Origin of the sequence: Streptococcus equi subsp. zooepidemicus (genome assembly GCF_015689395.1) — a bacterium.
In the GTDB taxonomy this organism is placed as follows: Bacteria; Bacillota; Bacilli; order Lactobacillales; family Streptococcaceae; genus Streptococcus; species Streptococcus equi.
This window is the reverse complement of sequence record NZ_CP065054.1, coordinates 2,007,606-2,026,880: the sequence shown is the minus strand read 5'-3', so window position 1 is coordinate 2,026,880 and position 19,275 is coordinate 2,007,606. Positions and strand designations below refer to the sequence as shown.

Sequence of the window (19,275 nt, the reverse complement as noted above, 5' to 3'; positions counted from 1 at the left end):
CTTATAGAGGGTTAAAACTAAAAGGGGAAAATAAGTATTGTGAGCAAAGAAAAATTAAAAAAGATACTTGTTAAACTAGCTGCACTTTTGGCCATTATTCAGTTAATTCTGCCAACAAGCTTGACTGCGGCGACAGTACTTTCAGAACAAATTAATACAGAAAATCCAGCCTCAGTAGCCACTGCTACGGGTGAAACAATAACGGCTGATAACCTTGATTTTAAAAAGGCTGCTTCAGAATCAGGTGCTGCTTTAAAAAATGGATCAGTAAGGTGGCTGCAGGTAACCTATAATAAGGCTAGCAATCGCTTGTTAAAGCAGGACCTTTTTTTAACAGTACCTAAGGGCATGACCATTGATGACATTGGACAAGACAATTGCCTTGATATTGAGACCATAGCTGTGCCTAAGGATTTGGCTTTCGTTAAGAACAACACGACCATTAATAACGCAAAGCTGGTATCGGTTTTTGAAAAAATAGCAGATCAGGTTTATAAGATTAGCTTTGAACCAACAACAGAAACGGTTAATCTTGTTTTTAAGGTTAATGATACTATTACAGATGAGCCACGTGAACTTTTGCTAAGAGATCATCAGGAACAGGAAAAGGCAAGCCTTATCAAAAGGTTGGTGTTGGGAGCCGGTCAAGATGAGGATAGAGCAAGTATAGACAGCAATTCCCAAAGACCTACTATTCAACCAAGGGCAGCTCGAGCTACAGAAAGAGTAGGAAATCAAGGTGTTAGTTCAAAACTGACGGCTACAGAAAAAACGGGTGATCAAAAGATTAAGGTTGTAAAGCGAGATGAGCTAACAAGCCAGCCTTTAGCCAACGCTAAGTTTCAGCTTAAAGCTTCAGATGGTACTCTCTACCATGGAACAACCAATGAAAAGGGAGAACTGATCTTTGATAAACTCCCTTATGGTCAGTATATGTTGACAGAAACTGAAGCGCCGCCAGGTTATGTGTTAGATCCAACGTCGTATGAAGTAAGCATTACTGAAATCACTCCGTCTGAAACAGAGACAGAGATTGTAGCAGATGAGAGCTTAGCCAAGCCAGAAACTGTGCTTGTTAACGCTACAGCAGCTAACCCTGCTGCAGTAACTGATACAGGCCAAGATGTTTCTAATCAGATTACTTTGACAAATCTTGAAATCACTTCCTCAAATGAAGCAACTCCTTATCAGGTCAAGCCAAATCATGGGGAAAACATTGTTATTCGTGCAGCATTTGCTATCAAACCAGAAAGTACAATTAAAGCAGGAGATTTCTTTACGATTAAGCTCCCAGAAACGATTGATCCATTTGGTATTTCTGCCCTAGAGAATGTTGGCTTTAGAATTATGGGACCACTAGGAACACTAGCATTAGGGAGCTATGACACTAATACAAGAACTATTACCTATCGCTTTACAGATTACATTACGAGGTATGCAGTATCATCATTTAGTATGATTTCACCTTTCTTTGTAGATCGTTATACTGTCAAAACCAATCAGGATATTGATATTTTCTTAACACTAGGAAATGAGAAGACAGCATCACAACGGTTTGCTGTTAATTATTTTCCTTATATTGGGCAAACCGATACTAAAAACCCAGTTAATATTGGTTCTATGATTACAAAGCTAAATCAAGATTCAGGCGATTTTGTCAATTATATCTATATCAATCCGCTTCAAAAATCATTGGAGAAAGCGACCTTAACATTTACAGGCAATGGTTCAACGATACTCAATCAAAACACTAAGATCCAGCTATTTAAGGTTGATAATCCTCATCTTCAAATGCCATCAAGCTGGGGAGTTGAGGATAGCTCCTTACAGGAGGTTGCATACGATAATATTAAAAAAGAAAATGGCCGTATTATTATTAATTTTGATAATGATCTCTTATATGGTCAGTCTTACATTGTCAAAATTAGTGGTAAGTCAGATACTTCTAATCCTGCTCCTGTACATACAGAAGCAACATTGACACAGCAATATTATAATGACTATCCGTACTGGACGCCATCTGGTCGTTATATTCCTTATGGTCCTTATACAGAGGCATTTATCTACAGCTCTGATGTGGTTAAGAAATCTGGAGAAAGTAATGCTGATGGTGCTGTTGTTGTTAATATGACAAATCGAAAGAATTATATTGGCTTTGTTAAGACAGATGCGCAAGGAAAATCATTAGAAGCTACATTTGAATTGCGGAAAAAAACAGCCAATGGATTGGAAACTGTTGGAGATTCGGTAACATCTGATAAAACAACAGGTAAATTTTACTTTGAAGGTCTTTCACAAGGTGATTATGAGCTTTGGGAAATAAAGGCCCCCAATGGTTATATAAAACCGATTGAAGCTGTTGCTACCTTTAAGGTGACTGCTGCTGGAGAAATTGTTGATAAGAGCCTAAAAGATGGCCGTATTATAAACTATAAGAGAACAGAATTACCGGCAACAGGTGGGCCAAGTATTTTGCCTTATTTCTTGATTGGTAGTTTCTTGTGCTTTATAGCTATCTTCTGGAAGCGTTCTAACTCGTAACAAATAAAGAATTGTATTATTTTAGGCTTTGCTGGTTCATCGCAGAGTGCTTAGTTTTGAAGCTGCTTCCTTTGGTAAAGAAAAGCTTTGTGTAAGTGGCTAGTTATTAAATGTCAAAAAAATCCTATCAAGCTTATTAGCTTGATAGGATTTTTTGACGTGCCTACAGGGCTTGGGCGCTGTAGGCTTGATAAATCCGGTACAGGTATTGTTTTAGCTGTGATCATCAGGCTTTTACATCAAAACGAGGTTTAAAAGTATTCCCTTAAGCTCTCAAAACTGGGTTCTATGGTGGGGCCACCAGCTACACAGAGCTATCAGGTCTTTGCCAGATGGTTAGTTTTTTCACAAAAGGCTATTAAAAAATCCCCAACTACATTGGGAACATTTCTTGAATAATAGGTAAAAGCTAGTAGTTTCATTGGTTAAAATACTCCTGAATATATTGCTGGTAATTGTTCTCTTCAATTGACAGGACAATGTCGTGAATTCTACGGATATAGACGTGAGTATTGACATTGTCAAAGTCGGCTACGATAGCATCTGGAGACAATTTTTTCTTGACAAAGGGAATTAGTTTTTGATGGGTAATGATGAGATCGGGATTTAAGTCTTTAATGGCGTAAATATCATCAGTCAACAGGTAATAAGAATAAAATATAATATTTTTTGTCGATAGGTGCTTTGAAATGTAGTCCGTTAAGAGCTGCTCGTTAATAAAATCAGTGGTTATCAAAACGACAGTGATTGCCGACAGACTGTTTTTTATTAATTGCTCTATATGGCTGCAAAGCAGGAAAAAATATTGTTGATTAAGAGAGCTTCCTTTTATTTGCTGCAACCAAGTCGTTACAATGGGCTTGAGTGTCTTTGCGATGACTGGATGTCCTGGATAATAATCTAAGGGGAAATAGCTTTTTTCAGGGATAAATTGCTGCAGATCTAAGATAAAATACCTAGCAAAATACACCACAATTTTAAGCAGAAGCTCTCGGTTTTCTAAGGATAAGGGAATGAGCTCAGAAATGGGCTGAAAGAGTGACTGAAAGGCAGTATGAGATTGAAAAATGAGCAGTAGTTGCTCTGTATGCTCCTCAGACCATTTTTGAGTGGCAAAGGAATGTGTTGCAGTCAGATGGATCAGAAAAAGGTAGGCTAAATCATGATCATTAAGCAAAATCTGAAATCGAGATGTGATCACATGCCTTGCACAGTTATCAATATCATCATAGATAAATAGTGCTTTAAGGCTATCTAGTATGTCAGATGGTGGAATGATAACATGCTTGTCATGGCGCTTCCACGACAGGGCTAGTAGGACATTGTAAAAAAGAAACGATTTAGACAGGGTATTGGACAGCTGTAAATTGGTTGAGCCGAGAAACAAAAACTCACGAATGACCATCTTATCCTTGGAGGATAGGTGATAGATGTCAATGCCAAATTTGGATTGTAGCAGGGCGATGAAATACCTAAGACGATATTCCTCCCCGACAATTGTATTTTTGGAGAGCTTAAGCCCAAATTCTTTTAGTAAGGGTGTAAGAGCTGTACGCAAGCGGTAAGTCCCTGAGCTAGACAAAAAATGCTTTTTTGCAAAAGAGCTAAGTGATTTGGAGGAGGTGTCATTTTTGATGAGAAATTTTAGTAATTGTAAGACATTTGACTGCCTATAAACTTCAAACGAGTAAAAGTCTTTACATGGTTTGTTAAAGTGACACAGGATTATCCCTTTATCAATGACTATAGAAACCTCTTCTTGAAACAGATCACTTAATTCTTCGAGATATTTTTTGATTTGCAATGTAGATAGATTGGTGCTTTGACTGGCTTCTATTAAAGCTAATCTAGGTGTTTTATATAATAAATTAATTAAATTGTGTTTATCAATAATAGTATGCTCAAGGTGATTTTCAATCAAAAGAGCTCTCTCCCTCTTAATAACTAGTATTATTGCCGGTAAACGCAATATTATTGTCATTTTACCCAATCAAGAATGATAAAGCAAACCGCTTAACTGGCTATAATTTCGCTTGAGACTAAGCTAAATAAGTCCTTAACAAGAATTTCCCAAAAAACGTGTATATTTTGTTTAATTTTGGGAAAAATTTTTAAAAATTATGTATCGATATATAACATTCGGTGATAAAATTGTAAGCATTGCATGAGAAAGGAGAGAAGCTTACAAACGGCTTATGATAAAAAAACGAAAACTACTTAGCTTAGTAGCTACTGCTGGGCTTCTTATGGCACAATTTTCAGTACCATTAGGACAGGCTGGGGTATTAATGGGACACGCTGAAGCAAAGAACCCTACCTCAGAAGTGGTTACTAGCGACTCTAGTAAGCCTCAGGCAGAGGCTGTTACTGGAAATAAAAGGGAGCTTGTGTCAGATGCAAATGATGTAATGGTTTCAGTAAAAAGTGAGGCAGACTTTGGATCAGCTGATACGATAACAGCCTCATTAGCAGCTGCTAAGACTGATGCTGACCACAAAAGCTATAGTCAAGATATAGCAAAGGTTTCATTAGCATTAAGCAAGCAAGGCCTAGCTATAGTTGATGCACAAGTAATTGACCTGCACTATCAGGTAAATCAAGCAGCGGCAGTGACGATGGCTCTTCATATTAAGAAAGACTTGTCTTTAAACGGCATATCAGATGATCACAAGAACATCAAAGTGGGATTGATAACATCTGATGATAAGGTTCAAATAGTTGAAGCCACGATTGGACTTAGTCATGCTAATGCTGTCAATAGCATAGGGTATACAGGACCTCTAAGCAAGCGCGTGGTTGTTGTGACAACAGCTAAGCTTGAAGAGAGCAAGACACTAGCATTAGGCAAGTATGGCAAGCTAGTGGTTGACGGTGCTGTTGGAGTTGCTCAACAAAAGACGAGTCCTTATAGCAAGCCTATTACAGTAACTATTTTGACACCTAAACCATCAGCGCTTGAAAGCTCACTTGATTCCAAAGACTTTGAAGTTATTAAAACGATAGATAAGCTCTATACTTGGGATGAGCACTTCTACCTATTGGATTTTCTTTCTGATGATTACGAGGTCTTAAAGACAGAGTATCAGTCTGCTAAGGACAGTGAGCCAAAGCTGCAGGATCTATTATTTGGTGAATATGAGCCCAATCCTCTAGCTACAGATAAAGGTCACAGCAATACGGTCAGTATCTATATTCGTCCAAAGAAGCCACTTGGCTTAAAGCCGATGCCCTTTGCAGCAAACGGTATTCAGCCCCGAGCTTTTAGAAGTCGAAGCGTAGACTCTGCGTCTCAAGGAGAATTGGAGCACCATAAGCGTATTGACTACCTAGGAGATAATCAAAATAACCCCGATACGTCAGTTGATGATTCGGGAAGTCAGCATGACACTTCAGACCTTTACCGTCTCTACCTAGACATGACAGGAAAAAAACAGCCACTAGATGTACTGGTTGTTGTGGATAGGTCAGGAAGCATGAAAGAAAGGATAAGCCAAAATGACATTCCACGTGATCAGGCTGTTAAAAATGCCTTAACAGGAGATAATGGTCTGTTGCAGAAATTCATCAACATCAATGCGGAAAACAAGCTGTCTGTTATTGGTTTTCAGGGGAGTATAACTCATCGGTATTCACCTGAAAAAATTGAGCGTACTCCCTGGGGAAGAATTTATCAGCCAAGTATTAATAATAATAAAGATGCTGATGTTTTGAAAAATTGGGAAAACTCTTCTGCTTTGAATCATAATGATTTATCTTATAAAGACAAGAACGGTACAAACTACCATGCTGCTTTGGTAAAAGCAGATGAAATGTTAAACAAAGTAGCTGATGATGGTCACAGGAAAATTATGGTTTTTGTTAGCGATGGTGTTCCAACATTTTACTTCGGTTCTGATCATTATCGTGCAGGTAATGGAACGAGTGATGCAAGCAATATAAAAAGTTCGCAAGATGGTACTCGTGCTGCAATAGACGACTTTAGGAAAAAGCACCCTAACCTGTCAATCTATTCTCTAGGAGTATCCAAGGATATCAATAGTGATACAGCCAGCTCTAGTCCGGTTGTTTTGAAGTATTTATCTGGTGAAGATCATTATTATGGTATTACGAATACAGTAGAGTTAGAAAAGATAGCTAACAAAATTGTTGAAGATAGTAAGGTCTCTCATCTAGAAATATCAGATACTTTGAGTCAGTATGTCGACTATTATGAGAAGCAGCCTGATGTGGTCGTTACCAGGATATCGAAAGCTGATAAGAGCAAGGTTGAAACGTTGTATAAAGATAATACCTTAACTTCAGAAGGACAAAAGATTATTAAGAGTGTTACCTTTACTCCAAAGGAGACTCAAAATTCTTCAGGTAAGGTTACTTTAACGTTTAAACCTGATTACAAGATTGATGATGAGTATACCTACACCTTATCCTTTAACGTGAAGGTTTCAGATAAGGCTTATGAAAAATATAAAAACCAACAAGGGAAGTACACAACAAAGGGTGATGTCGACACCGACTACGGAAGTAATAACACGAGTTCTGGCCAAGATGGCTTTTATTCCAATCAGGAGGCTTCTGTCAATTACATGGCTGATGGCCATTGGCAAAAGTTAACTTATAAGCGTCCTGTTGTTCAGCTTAAAACAATTCCTGTAGCTTTTAGCAAGATTGATGCTAATGATGATAAAAAAACACTTGACGGTGTTGAGTTTGAGCTACGTAAAGAGGATAAGACAGCTGTCTGGGAAAAGGGAACAACTGCTAAAAATGGAAGGCTAGTGTTTAACTACCTTCAAAAAGGTAAAACCTATTACCTGTATGAAACAAAGGCAAGGGCTGGTTATACACTCCCAGAAAATCCTTGGAAAATCAAGGTTGATGACAAGGGTCAAATAAGGCTAACACACCCAATTGAAGGTGAGCTTCAGTCAAATCATGGCGCCTATGTCATTAAAAATCATAAGATTTATCAACTGCCATCTTCTGGTGGTAGGGGCAGTCAGCTTTTCCTTATTTTTGGTAGCATGGTGATCACAATCGTTGCATTGCTTTATCAGCGTTGGTATAACAGGAAACAGAGACAGCAGTCAATCATGTAAACAGTACATACGATTTTAGCAAATAGGAGAGAAATAGTGAAAGACAACATACTAATACTCAAGAAGGTAATGGTAGCCTTTTTAGTAATCTTGACAGTCATAGGACTTAGTGTGACAACCATCTCAGCCTTGTCAAAGGATGATAAAGCAGAGTTGACAATTACTGATATTAAAGGGAGACCAACAGTAACGCTTTATAAAATAGGTGAAGGCAAGTATAGTGAGCGAGGAGATTCTTTTATTAGGTTTGAGCTCAAAGAAGGGGTTAAGCTGACCAAGGAAAAACCAACCTCACAGGAAATCAATAAGATAGCCAACGATGTTATTTCAGGTACACTTAAAGGTGTTCATAAAGTGGAAGAAAAGCAGTCTGTAGGGGACACTTATGTTTCCCAAAAAGTATCTGCTGGCATTTATATCGCCATGTTAACAGGGGCTGCAGATGGTTTTGTTTATAACCCAATCCTATTAACAGCCTCTTACAGTGGAGAAAAGCCTCTTAAAGGTGGGAAAATTGATGTAACCAGTAAGTATTTATATGGGGAAGCAGCAGTAGCAAAATCAAGTCAACCAACTATTCATAAGGACATTACAAAATCAACAAAAGATGGCGATAAAGTCACTGCCTCTGTGGGTGATAAGGTCGACTATAGCTTAACCGTTCAATTGCCAAGCTATTCTAAAGAAGCTACAAATAAGACAGTCTTTGTTTCTGATACAATGTCAGAAGGTCTGACCTTCCTTGCTGGTAGCTTACGGGTTAAATGGAATGGTCAAACCTTGACTGCAAAACATAATGTATTTGAACACAAGGGTAAAACAATCGCTGAGCTCAAGCTAACTGGAAATGGCTTCAATATTAACTTTAATTATGACAACCTTGAGAGCCATAATCCAGAGGTTACCTATAGTGCTGTATTAAATGAAAAGGCAGCTGTGGGTAAGGAGGGTAATGCTAATAATGTTGATTATTATTACTCAAATAACCCGAACAAAGGAGAAACCCATAAAACAGCTGAGAAGCCTCAAGAAGGCCAAGATATTACTAAAAAGACTAATCAAAAGACAGTTTACACTTATCGCGTTGCCTTCAAGAAAACAGGTAAAGACAACAAGCCATTAGCTAATGCTGTGTTTGGTATTTATTCAGACAAGGCGGCAACAAGCCTAATTGATGTCGTTGTGACGAATCAAGAGGGTTATGCGACATCAAGCCAGGTGGGGGCAGGAACCTATTACCTCAAAGAAATCAAAGCACCTAAAGGCTATTCCTTGAATACAAAGATTTATGCTCTTGAAGCCTCTTGGACAAGTGCAGATACAAGATCAACAAGCAATCGCCAAGAAACAATCTATACCTCAGACGATAATCAGAAGTCTTCTGGAACAAAAGCAGTTGGTTGGCTCGTAGGGGATGTCTTTTATAAGGAAAAGCCAGAAGCTAAGGACGCCAAACCAGCCTATATCAAAAAATCAACAGAGGAAGCTTCTACAACCACAGAAGTCAAAGACAATCAAGGTGACGGATCAGGAACAGCATTATTAAAAGAGCCGATCCCTAACACAAAGCTTGGTGAGCTTCCTTCAACAGGTAGTATCGGTACTTACATCTTTACCACTGTAGGAGCTGCTGCTATGGTAGGAGCTGTTGGCATTTACATTGTGAAACGTCGTAAGGCTTAAGGCTACCACCAAGGAACAAATCGAGGCTGTCTCATTACAGTCTCGATTTTTAAGGATAAGGAGCTATTGTGAAAGAAAAACTAAAAAATCTAGCTTTACTTATATTATTTTTATTAGGAATAGCTATTTTGCTTTACCCTATGATCAGTAGTCAATGGAACGCTTACCGTGATAGACAGCTTATGTCAGCCTATGACGAACAGATCGCGAAACAGAAACGATCCGAAACAGATGATATGTGGCAAAGGGCTATAAGCTATAATGCTCAAATAGGAATTCAACCTGTTCCAGATGCCTTTTCTTTTAGAGATGGTGTTCATGATAAGGCTTATGAGGCCTTACTTAATATTGATAAGGCTGGCATTATGGGGTATGTTGAGGTCCCGTCTATTAAGGTAAATTTACCGATATATCACTACACAACCGATGAGGTTTTATCCAAGGGTGCAGGTCATTTATTTGGAAGTGCCTTGCCTGTTGGGGGAGAGGGGACACATGCTGTTATTTCTGCTCATCGAGGTCTCCCATCAGCAGAGATGTTTACCAATTTAAACCTGCTTCAAAAAGGAGAGCTGTTTTATTTTCACATCTTAAATCGAAAGCTGGCTTACAGGGTTGACCAGATTGTAACTGTTGAACCGGACCAGGTTGCAGCCCTTTCCGGAGAAATTGGGAAAGACTATGCCACATTAGTGACCTGCACGCCTTATGGCGTTAATACTAAACGTTTATTGGTGAGAGGTCATAGGGTTCCTTATCACCAAAAGCAATATCAAAAGGCTAAGCTAGCCTTAGGGAGTATTGATACAGCAAGGCTGTGGATAGAGCTATTATGTGCTGTTATTGGGGTTACTATAGCTGTTGTTCTCGTATCGGTTTATTCTCGTATGACAAAAAAGGCAAGCAATAGTCTTTGATCTTGACTATAAGCCCTTGCTAAGAATACCTAGTAGCTAAGTCATACAAAGAAAATAAGTGACTATTACAAATACCCTTTGTCAGTGGTGGTGTCTGACGAAAGGGTGTTTTTTGTTGTTACCAATTAAAAAGCCACAGGCAGAGTGTCTGTGGCAGGTCTATCTTACCAAGAGAGGCTTTAAGGCTTGTGTTCTGCCTGATCGATTGTCTCTTGTTTTTCCTTGCCCTCATTGAGGAGAGCTTGAATGATGCTTTGGTCGCGCAGCTTGACAGAGTCATTAATGGTTTCTGCTGATTTGATAATCGCTGACTCCAGCTGAGCCCGTTCCTTGCGTCCTTGGTCAATAGCAGCAATAATGCCGTTATTTTGTGCAACCAGACTTTCTGCTAGAGCAGTCACTGAGGTGATAGAAAGGGTTGGGCTTTGAGCTGTCCGCTCAAGATTTGAAATCGCTTCCTTACTTGTCTCAGCTAGCATTTGTAGGGCAGCGTTGTTGGCATTGACAATGGCGTCTGCGGTCATTCCAGACTTGACAGACTGCTGCATGATCCCCAGCTGAGCAATAGATAATTTCATGGTTGGAATGGTGTTGCGGCGCAGCATGCCCAGTTTTTGCCGCATGTCAGAGGACACCTTGACGAGGTTACGCATTTGCGGTGTTGTTGCCCAAGCCACATAGAGCCGACTAAGGTATTCGGTATGCTGCTGCTCAAGGGTATTGAGAACCTCTGTTGTCCTAGCCAATAGATCAGATTGCACCTGATACTCTGGTGTTGTCGTGTCAAGTGCTGCAAGCTCCTGCTGCAAAGTAAGGGCGCGGCTAGAGGTTTCCTTTTGACTAGCTTCAAGAAAGGCAATCACCCCAACCAGATTTTCAATCGACTTGGTATTATCCTCGATCAAGAGTTCTGCAGCCACAATATTACGAGCAAGCGTGTCTTCTTGCTTGACAACAGCTGCTGCCATGCCGTCCATTTTTTGCTCAATGGTCTGAGAATCAAAGTAAAATTCCTGAAGCGTGTTCTTGCTTTGTTTGAATAGCTTTTGCAAAAGCGTTGGCTTTTTTTCAAGCTCAGCTGCAGTCGCTTCCTTATATTTGGCAATAAAACCATTGAGCTCACGATTGGTGTTTTTGAGGAGCTCATCAACCTGCGGAATCTGTAATTTCTTTTGCTCAGCTAGAATATGATTAACAGTAGCATTGACTCCTTCAACGGCTGCTTGACCAAAATCAAGTAAGGCATTTTGGTCCTCCATAAAGGTATCAACAAGTGCTGGTGCCTTTGCAGTGATAGCCTGCTGCTGCTCAGGACTCAGCTTTTCGTAGAAAGAAATTTGTCCAGTAGTATTGGTTGGTAGCTTAGTGATAATGTCAGTGGTTTTATCTGTCTTTGTAATAGCATTATTAGCAATCTGGTCAATATCAAAATGAAATTCTGCCATAAATAGCTCCTTTATCAGTTGGTAGTGTTAGTCTCGTCGGTCTGGGCAGAGCCCTTCATCATACGTAGACTAACATCAAAATCCTTAAGCTCACTCTCGTTTAACTTCCTTAGGGTCTCATCAAGGTCCAGATCAAACTGTTGGATTGCCTCGAGTGCCTGCTGTAAGCGCTCATCAGCATTGTAATAATTTTTGGGTGTTTCTTTGATTTTTAGGTAGCCCTGTAAAATATCTTGAAACCTGCGCATATTAGCCTCATGAAGTGCTAAGAGCTCCTCGTGATTATCAGCTCCCTTGATTTTTTCTAAAATCGAGTGGTGGTCGGCCTGAATATTGTCATAATAGTGACGTAGCTCTGGCGCCTTATAAATGGGATCAGCTGCCTGCTCCTTTAGGCTTTCAGCCTTAAGATTTGCTGCGATTTGAATCTTTTCGAGCTGTAGCTGCACGTCGCTTTCCACGTCGTTAGCCTTTTTGGTCACACGACGGTAAATGCTAATATCCATGTGCTCCTTGAGATGACCGGTTTCTTTTTTGATCTCACTCAGCTGTGGCAGTAGCTGCTTGGCTAAAATGGCATACTGTGTAAAATCTTCCTTAGCCAGATAATGATCAAGGAGCTTAACCTTTCGGTCGGCAAGCTGAATAGTTGCCTTTAAATCCTCCAAGCGTTTCTCAAGTGTTGCCGTTTTTAAGCGAGCCTGACGGTTCGAATAGCGATAAGCAGCATAACCAACACCCAGCGCTGCAAAAATCAGAACAGCTTTGTCAATATTTTCTACAACTCCTACTAAAATCGCGAAGCCTATCAGCCAGCCAAACCAGCTAAAGCCCTTTCTTCGTCGAGATACTTGGTAATATTTTCGTGACATGTAAAACTTCCTTTGTACTTTTTATCACAGTAAACAATCAGTTAGTTCTATTTTACCTTAAAAATGTGATTTCTTAAAGGAAAGATTAGCAGATTTAGCATTATTTTCCTTCAAAGACTGGTCTTGCTTGCTTTTTAGTGAAATGTTCGCTTTCTGCCTGTTTTCAGAAAAAACCATTTGCCATTTGATATTTTTCCTTAATAATGCCAAGGAAAGATAGCAGAAAACCACATTTTTTGCTATAATGAGGTGTAAAAGACACTTGCAGGTGAGAGTCCTGCCACATTTATCAAGAAAGGTGAGGGCTCGTTTTCGTTTTTGAGGTGGGCCTATATCGAAGATATGACATCAGTAGTAGTAGTTGGTACCCAGTGGGGTGACGAAGGTAAAGGTAAGATCACTGACTTTTTATCCTCAGACGCAGAGGTGATTGCACGTTACCAAGGTGGTGATAATGCGGGGCATACCATTGTTATTGATAACAAGAAATTTAAGCTGCACCTGATTCCATCAGGTATTTTCTTCCCAGAAAAGATTTCTGTGATTGGTAATGGCGTGGTTGTCAATCCAAAATCCTTGGTTAAGGAGCTTGCTTACCTGCATGAGGAGGGTGTGACCACAGACAATTTGCGCATTTCTGATCGTGCTCATGTCATCTTACCTTATCACATCAAGCTTGACCAGCTTCAGGAGGAAGCAAAGGGTGACAATAAAATCGGTACCACCATCAAGGGTATCGGCCCAGCCTATATGGATAAGGCAGCACGTGTTGGTATCCGTATTGCAGACCTTTTAGACAGGGATATTTTTGCTGAGCGCTTAAAGACGAATCTGGCTGAGAAAAATCGTCTTTTTGAGAAAATGTATGACAGCGCACCGATTGCATTTGACGAGATTTTTGAAGAATACTATGCTTATGGTCAAGAGATCAAAAAATATGTGACAGACACATCTGTTATTTTGAACGACGCTCTTGATGCGGGCAAGCGTGTCCTTTTTGAGGGAGCTCAAGGGGTTATGCTTGATATTGATCAGGGAACCTATCCATTTGTCACCTCATCTAATCCAGTTGCTGGCGGTGTGACCATTGGCTCAGGCGTCGGACCAAGCAAAATCAACAAGGTTGTTGGAGTATGTAAGGCCTATACTAGTCGCGTTGGTGATGGACCATTCCCTACCGAGTTATTTGACGAGGTTGGTGAGCGCATTCGTGAGATTGGTCATGAGTATGGAACAACCACTGGTCGTCCACGTCGCGTTGGCTGGTTTGATTCTGTTGTGATGCGTCATAGTCGTCGTGTGTCAGGCATTACCAATCTATCACTCAACTCTATTGATGTGCTATCAGGCCTTGAGACCGTAAAAATCTGTGTCGCTTATGACCTTGATGGCAAGCGCATTGATCATTACCCAGCAAGCCTTGAGCAGCTAAAACGCTGCAAACCGATTTACGAAGAGCTTCCAGGCTGGTCAGAGGATATTACCGGTGTTCGCAGCCTTGAGGATCTCCCAGAAAATGCTCGCAACTATGTTCGTCGTGTTGGCGAATTGGTTGGTGTTCGTATCTCGACCTTCTCAGTAGGTCCAGGACGTGAACAAACCAATATCCTTGAGTCTGTCTGGGCAAATATCTAAGCTGGCTATTGTGATGACACAGGCTTAGCTGAATATTAACTAAAACACGAGCAATCCTAAGGAAGGCTATCCCAAGGAGCTGCTCGTGTTTTTTGGTATAAGGCTTTTAAGTTTAAAAATAGCAATGGATATGATGATTGAGAAAGATTTGCTGATAATCCACCAAATCCTCTGGGTGATAGGCTAGCACATCAGCCATTTCATAGCTTCTACCTAGCAGCCTGTATTTGTTTTCACCAAATTGGTGGAAGGGAAGCAGCTGCACCTGATTAATGTTTAGCTGATTGAAGAGCTCAGAGAAGGCCTTGGCGTCCTCCAAAGAATCGTTGAAATCCGGAATGACAGGGATACGCAGGACGATTTCCTTGCCCATCTCAAAGGCGTAGTGGATATTTTTAATGATCAGGTCATTGCGCACTCCAGTAACCTTGGTGTGCTTTAAGCGATTATAGTGCTTCAAGTCGGTATAAATAAAGTCTACATAGTTGATCAGCTCAGCAAATTGCTCGTGCTTAGCAAAGGCTGTCGTTTCGATAGCTGTGTGTAGCCCTTCTGCCTTAGCAGCCTTTAGAAGCGCTAAGGCAAAGTCAAATTGAGCAAAGATTTCACCGCCAGACAAGGTCATACCACCGCCAGATTCCTCGTAAAAATCAAGATCCTTTAAAACCTCAGCAATAATCTCTTCAACCGTCTTTTCCTGACCAACGATTTCTGTCTTTAGTCCATCTGTGCTTAGCATTTTTTCGGGTAACGTTTTTTGTGATTCGGGATTGGCACACCAGGGACAGCGTAAGGGACACCCCTTGAGAAATACAGTTGTGCGAATGCCTGGTCCATCGTGTATGCTAAAATGCTGGATATTAAATACAATGCCTTTTGTCGTCATAGCGAGACTTCCTTTCGTTCTAGGACTATCATAACAGATAAACGTAAATAAATCAATTACGAACGAAAGTTATTTTTGCTTTTCATTTACCGCCATAATTGTTACAATGAAAAGGAGGTAAATTATGAATCGTTTAGAAAAAATTATCCAATTAGTATTTCAAAAGAAAAAAATAGATGTTAATACTTTATCTGAGCAGCTACAGGTCTCCAAGGTAACCATTCGTAAGGATTTAGACAAGCTTGAAAGTAAGGGGCTGCTGCGTCGTGTGCATGGCTATGCGGTGCTCAATAGTGGTGATGATTTGAATGTGCGCCTGTCCTATAATTATAACATCAAAAGGCGGATTGCTGAAAAGGCTGCCGAGCTGGTGCAGGACAACGATACCATCATGATTGAGTCAGGATCGACCTGTGCCCTGTTGGCAGAGGTGCTCTGTCAAACCAAACAAAACATCAAAATCATCACCAACTCCTGCTTTATTGCAAGCTATATTCGTCAGTATAGTAGCTGTCAGCTTATCCTGCTGGGGGGCTACTATCAGCCTAATTCTGAGGTGACCGTCGGCCCACTTTTAAAGGAAATGATTTCGCTTTTTCATGTGGATCGTGTTTTTGTTGGGACAGATGGCTTTGATCCGGCAATTGGCTTTATGGGCAAGGACATGATGCGCTCAGAGGGCGTCCGTTACATGGCAGAGGCTTCTGAGGAGCTTATTATCCTGACAGATTCTAGCAAGCTTAGCAAACCCAGTCTGGTTCATCAGCTATCGCTTGAGGCTGTTGACCGTATGATCACAGATGAGCAATTGGAGGCAAGCACCTATAAGCTCCTGCAAGAGCATGGTATTGCCATTGACTTTATATCGTAGCGTAGGGAACTCAAATGAAAGAAGAACGTAAACGCCTGCTTGCCAAGGTTGCCTACCTGCATTATGTGCAGGGCAAAAGCCAAACCGCTATTTCAAAGGAAATGAATATTTACCGAACAACGGTCTGTCGCATGCTTGCCAAGGCTAGGGCTGAAGGCATTGTGCGTATCGAGATAGCTGATTATGATGCTAATTTGTTTGCCCTGGAGGAGTATGTTCGTCAAAAATATGGCTTAGAAAAGCTTGATATTGTATCCAATCAAATGGAAGATAGCCCTAGTGATACCTTGGTAAAGGTGGCCAAAACAGCAGCTGAGGTTTTGCGCAATACAGTTAAGGATGGTGATAAGATTGGCTTATCGTGGGGGGCAACGCTGTCAAGTCTGATTGACGAGCTGGATCCTAAAGTAATGAAGGATATTATGGTGTGTCCCTTGGCTGGTGGTCCTAGTCATATCAATGCCAAGTTTCATGTGAATACTCTGGTTTATCGCTTAGCAAGGATCTTTCATGGCAATAGCTCCTTTATCAATGCTATGGTGGTTCAGGAGGACAAGCAGCTAACCAGAGGGATTTTGCAGTCCAAGTATTTTGAAGAAACCCTGACCTATTGGAACCATCTTGACCTTGCTCTGGTCGGTATTGGAGGAGAGCCAAATGGTCATCAGACCAGTCAGTGGCGTGATTTGTTGACTGATAAGGACTATAAGCAGCTGGCAGATGACAAAGCTGTTGGTGAGGTCTGCTGTCGCTTTTTTGATCAGGAGGGGCATGGTGTTCATCAGGAATTGCAAGACAGAACGATAGGCATTTCACTGGAACAGCTCGCGCGTGTGCCTAAGACAATAGCTGTTGCTGTTGGTCAAGCTAAGGCCAAGGCTATTTTAGCGGCTTTAAAGGCTAAATTTATCAATTACCTCATCACAGATAAGGCTACTATCATGGCTGTCTTGGCTTTGGATCAGGATCAGACAGCTGACACCTATCTCTCATAGCAATAGCTTAATCAGAAGACGATTGTTTTCTGATTTTTTTGTGACCAAAAATCTTGCAAAGCATCACTTTTGCACAATAGTGCTAAAAAATAAATACAGCACACAATATATTGACGAAGGAAGTAAAAATGATAAAATGAACTTATCAAAGAAATGTAAACGATTACAAACGCAAGCTGTTTTTTTACGAAAAAAGCAAGGGTAATCCTTACATGAGCACGTCACAAAGGAGAAACAAATGGAATTAATTGTACCAGACCAAATCATCATGGGGTTAATCCTAAATGCAGGAGATGCAAAGCAGCATATCTATCAAGCCCTAAAGCTGGCTAAGGCTAAAGACTATGAGGCTAGTGACAAGGAGTTAGCCTTAGCTGATGATGCTTTATTAGAGGCGCATAATTTGCAGACACAATTTTTGGCTCAGGAGGCTAGCGGGGCAAAGGCAGACATTACAGCCTTGTTTGTCCATTCTCAGGATCACTTGATGACAACTATTACAGAAATCAATTTGATCAAAGAAATCATTGAGCTTCGTAAGGAATTAGCAGAAAACTAAAGATCATATCAAAAGGAGGACGTTATGATTAAAATTGGCTTATTTTGTGCAGCAGGCTTTTCAACAGGCATGCTTGTGAACAACATGAAGGTGGCTGCTGAGAAAAAGGGCATTGCTTGTGAGATTGAAGCCTACTCACAAGGAAAGCTGGCAGACTATGCACCAGCTATTGATGTTGCCCTCTTAGGTCCACAGGTGGCTTATACCTTGGATAAGTCAGAGGTTATCTGTAAGGAAAACGGCATTCCAATAGCTGTTATCCCAATGGCTGATTATGGCATGCTGGACGGTGATAAGGTGCTTGATTTAGCGCTTAGCTTGATAAAGGAATAGGAGCTTGGTCATGGCTAATATGAATGCTCAAAAAATCATTGCACCGATTATGCGGTTTGTGAATATGCGTGGCATTATCGCTCTAAAGGACGGTATGCTGGCGATTTTGCCTTTGACAGTTGTCGGAAGTCTTTTTCTTATTGCAGGTCAGATTCCTTTTCAGGGGGTCAATGATGCCATAGCAGGCGTCCTTGGGGCAGACTGGACAGAGCCATTTATGCAGGTTTATCAGGGTACCTTTGCTATTATGGGCTTGATTTCCTGCTTTTCGATAGGCTATTCCTACGCTAAGAATTCGGGTGTTGAGCCACTGCCAGCAGGTGTGCTGTCTCTGTCAGCCTTCTTTATCCTGCTAAGGTCCTCTTATGTGCCAAAAGAAGGTGAGGCTATTGGTGATGCCATTAGTAAGGCTTGGTTTGGTGGTCAAGGGATTATCGGTGCCATCATTATTGGTTTAGTGGTTGGCGCGATTTATACAGCCTTTATTCGTCGTCATATCGTGATCAAAATGCCAGAGCAGGTGCCACAGGCCATTGCCAAGCAATTTGAAGCGATGATTCCAGCCTTTGCGATCTTTATCCTGTCAATGCTTGTTTATATCATCGCAAAGCTAGTGACAGGTGGCGGTACCTTTATTGAAATGATTTATGCTGTGATTCAGGTGCCCCTACAGGGATTGACCGGCTCTCTTTACGGTGCGATTGGTATTGCCTTTTTCATCTCCTTCTTATGGTGGTTTGGTGTGCATGGTCAATCAGTGGTCAATGGTATCGTGACAGCGCTGCTCTTGTCAAATCTAGATGCTAACAAGGCTTTGTTAGCAGCAGGTGATTTGTCTTTGGCTAAGGGTGCTCATATTGTGACGCAGCAATTTTTGGATTCTTTCTTAATTTTATCAGGCTCAGGTATTACCTTTGGCTTAGTGATGGCCATGATTTTTGCAGCCAAATCAAAGCAATATAAGGCACTAGGCAAGGTAGCAGCCTTTCCGGCCCTCTTTAATGTGAATGAACCGGTGGTCTTTGGCTTTCCAATTGTGATGAACCCAGTGATGTTTCTGCCCTTTATTTTGGTGCCAGTTGTTGCGGCATTAGTAGTTTATGGCTCTATCGCTATTGGGTTTATGCAGCCATTTGCAGGCGTAACGCTGCCTTGGTCTACACCGGCGATTATCTCCGGCTTTATGGTTGGTGGCTGGCAGGGAGCTCTTGTTCAGGCTTTGATTCTTGTCTTGTCAACCCTTATTTACTTCCCATTCTTTAAGGTTCAGGATAATATGGCTTATCAAAATGAGCTGGCAGCTGAAAAAGCTTAGCAGTATGCTGATATCAATCATCATGGCTTAAAAACAGTCTTTAGTCACTGGCTATAGCATTCCTAGAGAAGGGCTTAGAGAAGGAGGATTTCTTCAAGTAACCATCTCAATGAGGTGGTTTTTTTGA

General features: G+C 40.9%; 14 protein-coding genes. 10 read left to right on the top strand and 4 right to left on the bottom strand.

The window, feature by feature from the left end:
- Positions 1-39: 39 nt before the first annotated feature.
- Positions 40-2,541, top strand: coding sequence for a SpaA isopeptide-forming pilin-related protein (locus I2432_RS09600; protein ID WP_206158771.1), 2,502 nt, complete (start codon positions 40-42; stop codon positions 2,539-2,541).
- Positions 2,542-2,959: 418 nt separating this feature from the next.
- On the opposite strand, the gene I2432_RS09595 is transcribed toward I2432_RS09600, so the two are convergent.
- A complete protein-coding gene (locus I2432_RS09595; RefSeq protein ID WP_206158770.1) occupies positions 2,960-4,462 on the bottom strand; it encodes a helix-turn-helix domain-containing protein in 1,503 nt (500 codons plus the stop codon).
- 274 nt (positions 4,463-4,736) lie between these two features.
- Here I2432_RS09595 and I2432_RS09590 point away from each other — a divergent pair, with 274 nt between their 5' ends.
- The 3 genes from I2432_RS09590 to I2432_RS09580 all read left to right on the top strand — a co-directional run bounded on the left by I2432_RS09590 (position 4,737) and on the right by I2432_RS09580 (position 10,237).
- Positions 4,737-7,637, top strand: coding sequence for a DUF7604 domain-containing protein (locus I2432_RS09590; protein ID WP_206158769.1), 2,901 nt, complete (start codon positions 4,737-4,739; stop codon positions 7,635-7,637).
- A 36-nt stretch (positions 7,638-7,673) separates the two neighbouring features.
- A complete protein-coding gene (locus I2432_RS09585) occupies positions 7,674-9,320 on the top strand; it encodes an isopeptide-forming domain-containing fimbrial protein (RefSeq protein WP_206158768.1) in 1,647 nt (548 codons plus the stop codon).
- Positions 9,321-9,388: 68 nt separating this feature from the next.
- On the top strand, positions 9,389-10,237 hold the full coding sequence (locus I2432_RS09580; RefSeq protein WP_037579467.1) for a class C sortase: 849 nt from the start codon (positions 9,389-9,391) through the stop codon (positions 10,235-10,237).
- Between the two features lie 179 nt (positions 10,238-10,416).
- Here the strand turns inward: I2432_RS09580 and I2432_RS09575 are convergent, their stop codons facing one another.
- Entirely contained in the window at positions 10,417-11,682 is a 1,266-nt protein-coding gene (locus I2432_RS09575; RefSeq protein ID WP_111678696.1) for a toxic anion resistance protein, read from the bottom strand.
- Positions 11,683-11,696: 14 nt separating this feature from the next.
- Complete coding sequence (locus I2432_RS09570; protein WP_206158767.1) at positions 11,697-12,554, bottom strand: hypothetical protein; 858 nt, start codon at positions 12,552-12,554, stop codon at positions 11,697-11,699.
- A gap of 342 nt (positions 12,555-12,896) precedes the next feature.
- On the opposite strand from I2432_RS09570, the gene I2432_RS09565 reads away from it, so the two are divergent.
- The gene (locus tag I2432_RS09565) at positions 12,897-14,189 is read left to right on the top strand and encodes an adenylosuccinate synthase (RefSeq protein ID WP_042671390.1); all 1,293 of its coding nucleotides are present in this window, start codon (positions 12,897-12,899) and stop codon (positions 14,187-14,189) included.
- A gap of 112 nt (positions 14,190-14,301) precedes the next feature.
- Here the strand turns inward: I2432_RS09565 and I2432_RS09560 are convergent, their stop codons facing one another.
- On the bottom strand, positions 14,302-15,075 hold the full coding sequence (locus I2432_RS09560) for a glycyl-radical enzyme activating protein (protein WP_206158766.1): 774 nt from the start codon (positions 15,073-15,075) through the stop codon (positions 14,302-14,304).
- Between the two features lie 124 nt (positions 15,076-15,199).
- Between I2432_RS09560 and I2432_RS09555 the strand changes: the two genes are divergently transcribed.
- From I2432_RS09555 to I2432_RS09535, 5 genes are all read left to right on the top strand, one after another.
- Positions 15,200-15,946, top strand: coding sequence for a DeoR/GlpR family DNA-binding transcription regulator (locus I2432_RS09555; protein ID WP_012516391.1), 747 nt, complete (start codon positions 15,200-15,202; stop codon positions 15,944-15,946).
- Between the two features lie 14 nt (positions 15,947-15,960).
- On the top strand, positions 15,961-16,941 hold the full coding sequence (locus tag I2432_RS09550) for a sugar-binding transcriptional regulator (protein ID WP_196819696.1): 981 nt from the start codon (positions 15,961-15,963) through the stop codon (positions 16,939-16,941).
- 238 nt (positions 16,942-17,179) lie between these two features.
- Positions 17,180-17,500: a PTS lactose/cellobiose transporter subunit IIA gene (locus I2432_RS09545; RefSeq protein WP_012516388.1), complete on the top strand. Its 321-nt coding sequence runs from the start codon at positions 17,180-17,182 to the stop codon at positions 17,498-17,500.
- Between the two features lie 24 nt (positions 17,501-17,524).
- On the top strand, positions 17,525-17,833 hold the full coding sequence (locus I2432_RS09540) for a PTS sugar transporter subunit IIB (RefSeq protein WP_014623600.1): 309 nt from the start codon (positions 17,525-17,527) through the stop codon (positions 17,831-17,833).
- A 10-nt stretch (positions 17,834-17,843) separates the two neighbouring features.
- Complete coding sequence (locus tag I2432_RS09535; protein WP_196819695.1) at positions 17,844-19,148, top strand: PTS sugar transporter subunit IIC; 1,305 nt, start codon at positions 17,844-17,846, stop codon at positions 19,146-19,148.
- Positions 19,149-19,275: the final 127 nt, after the last annotated feature.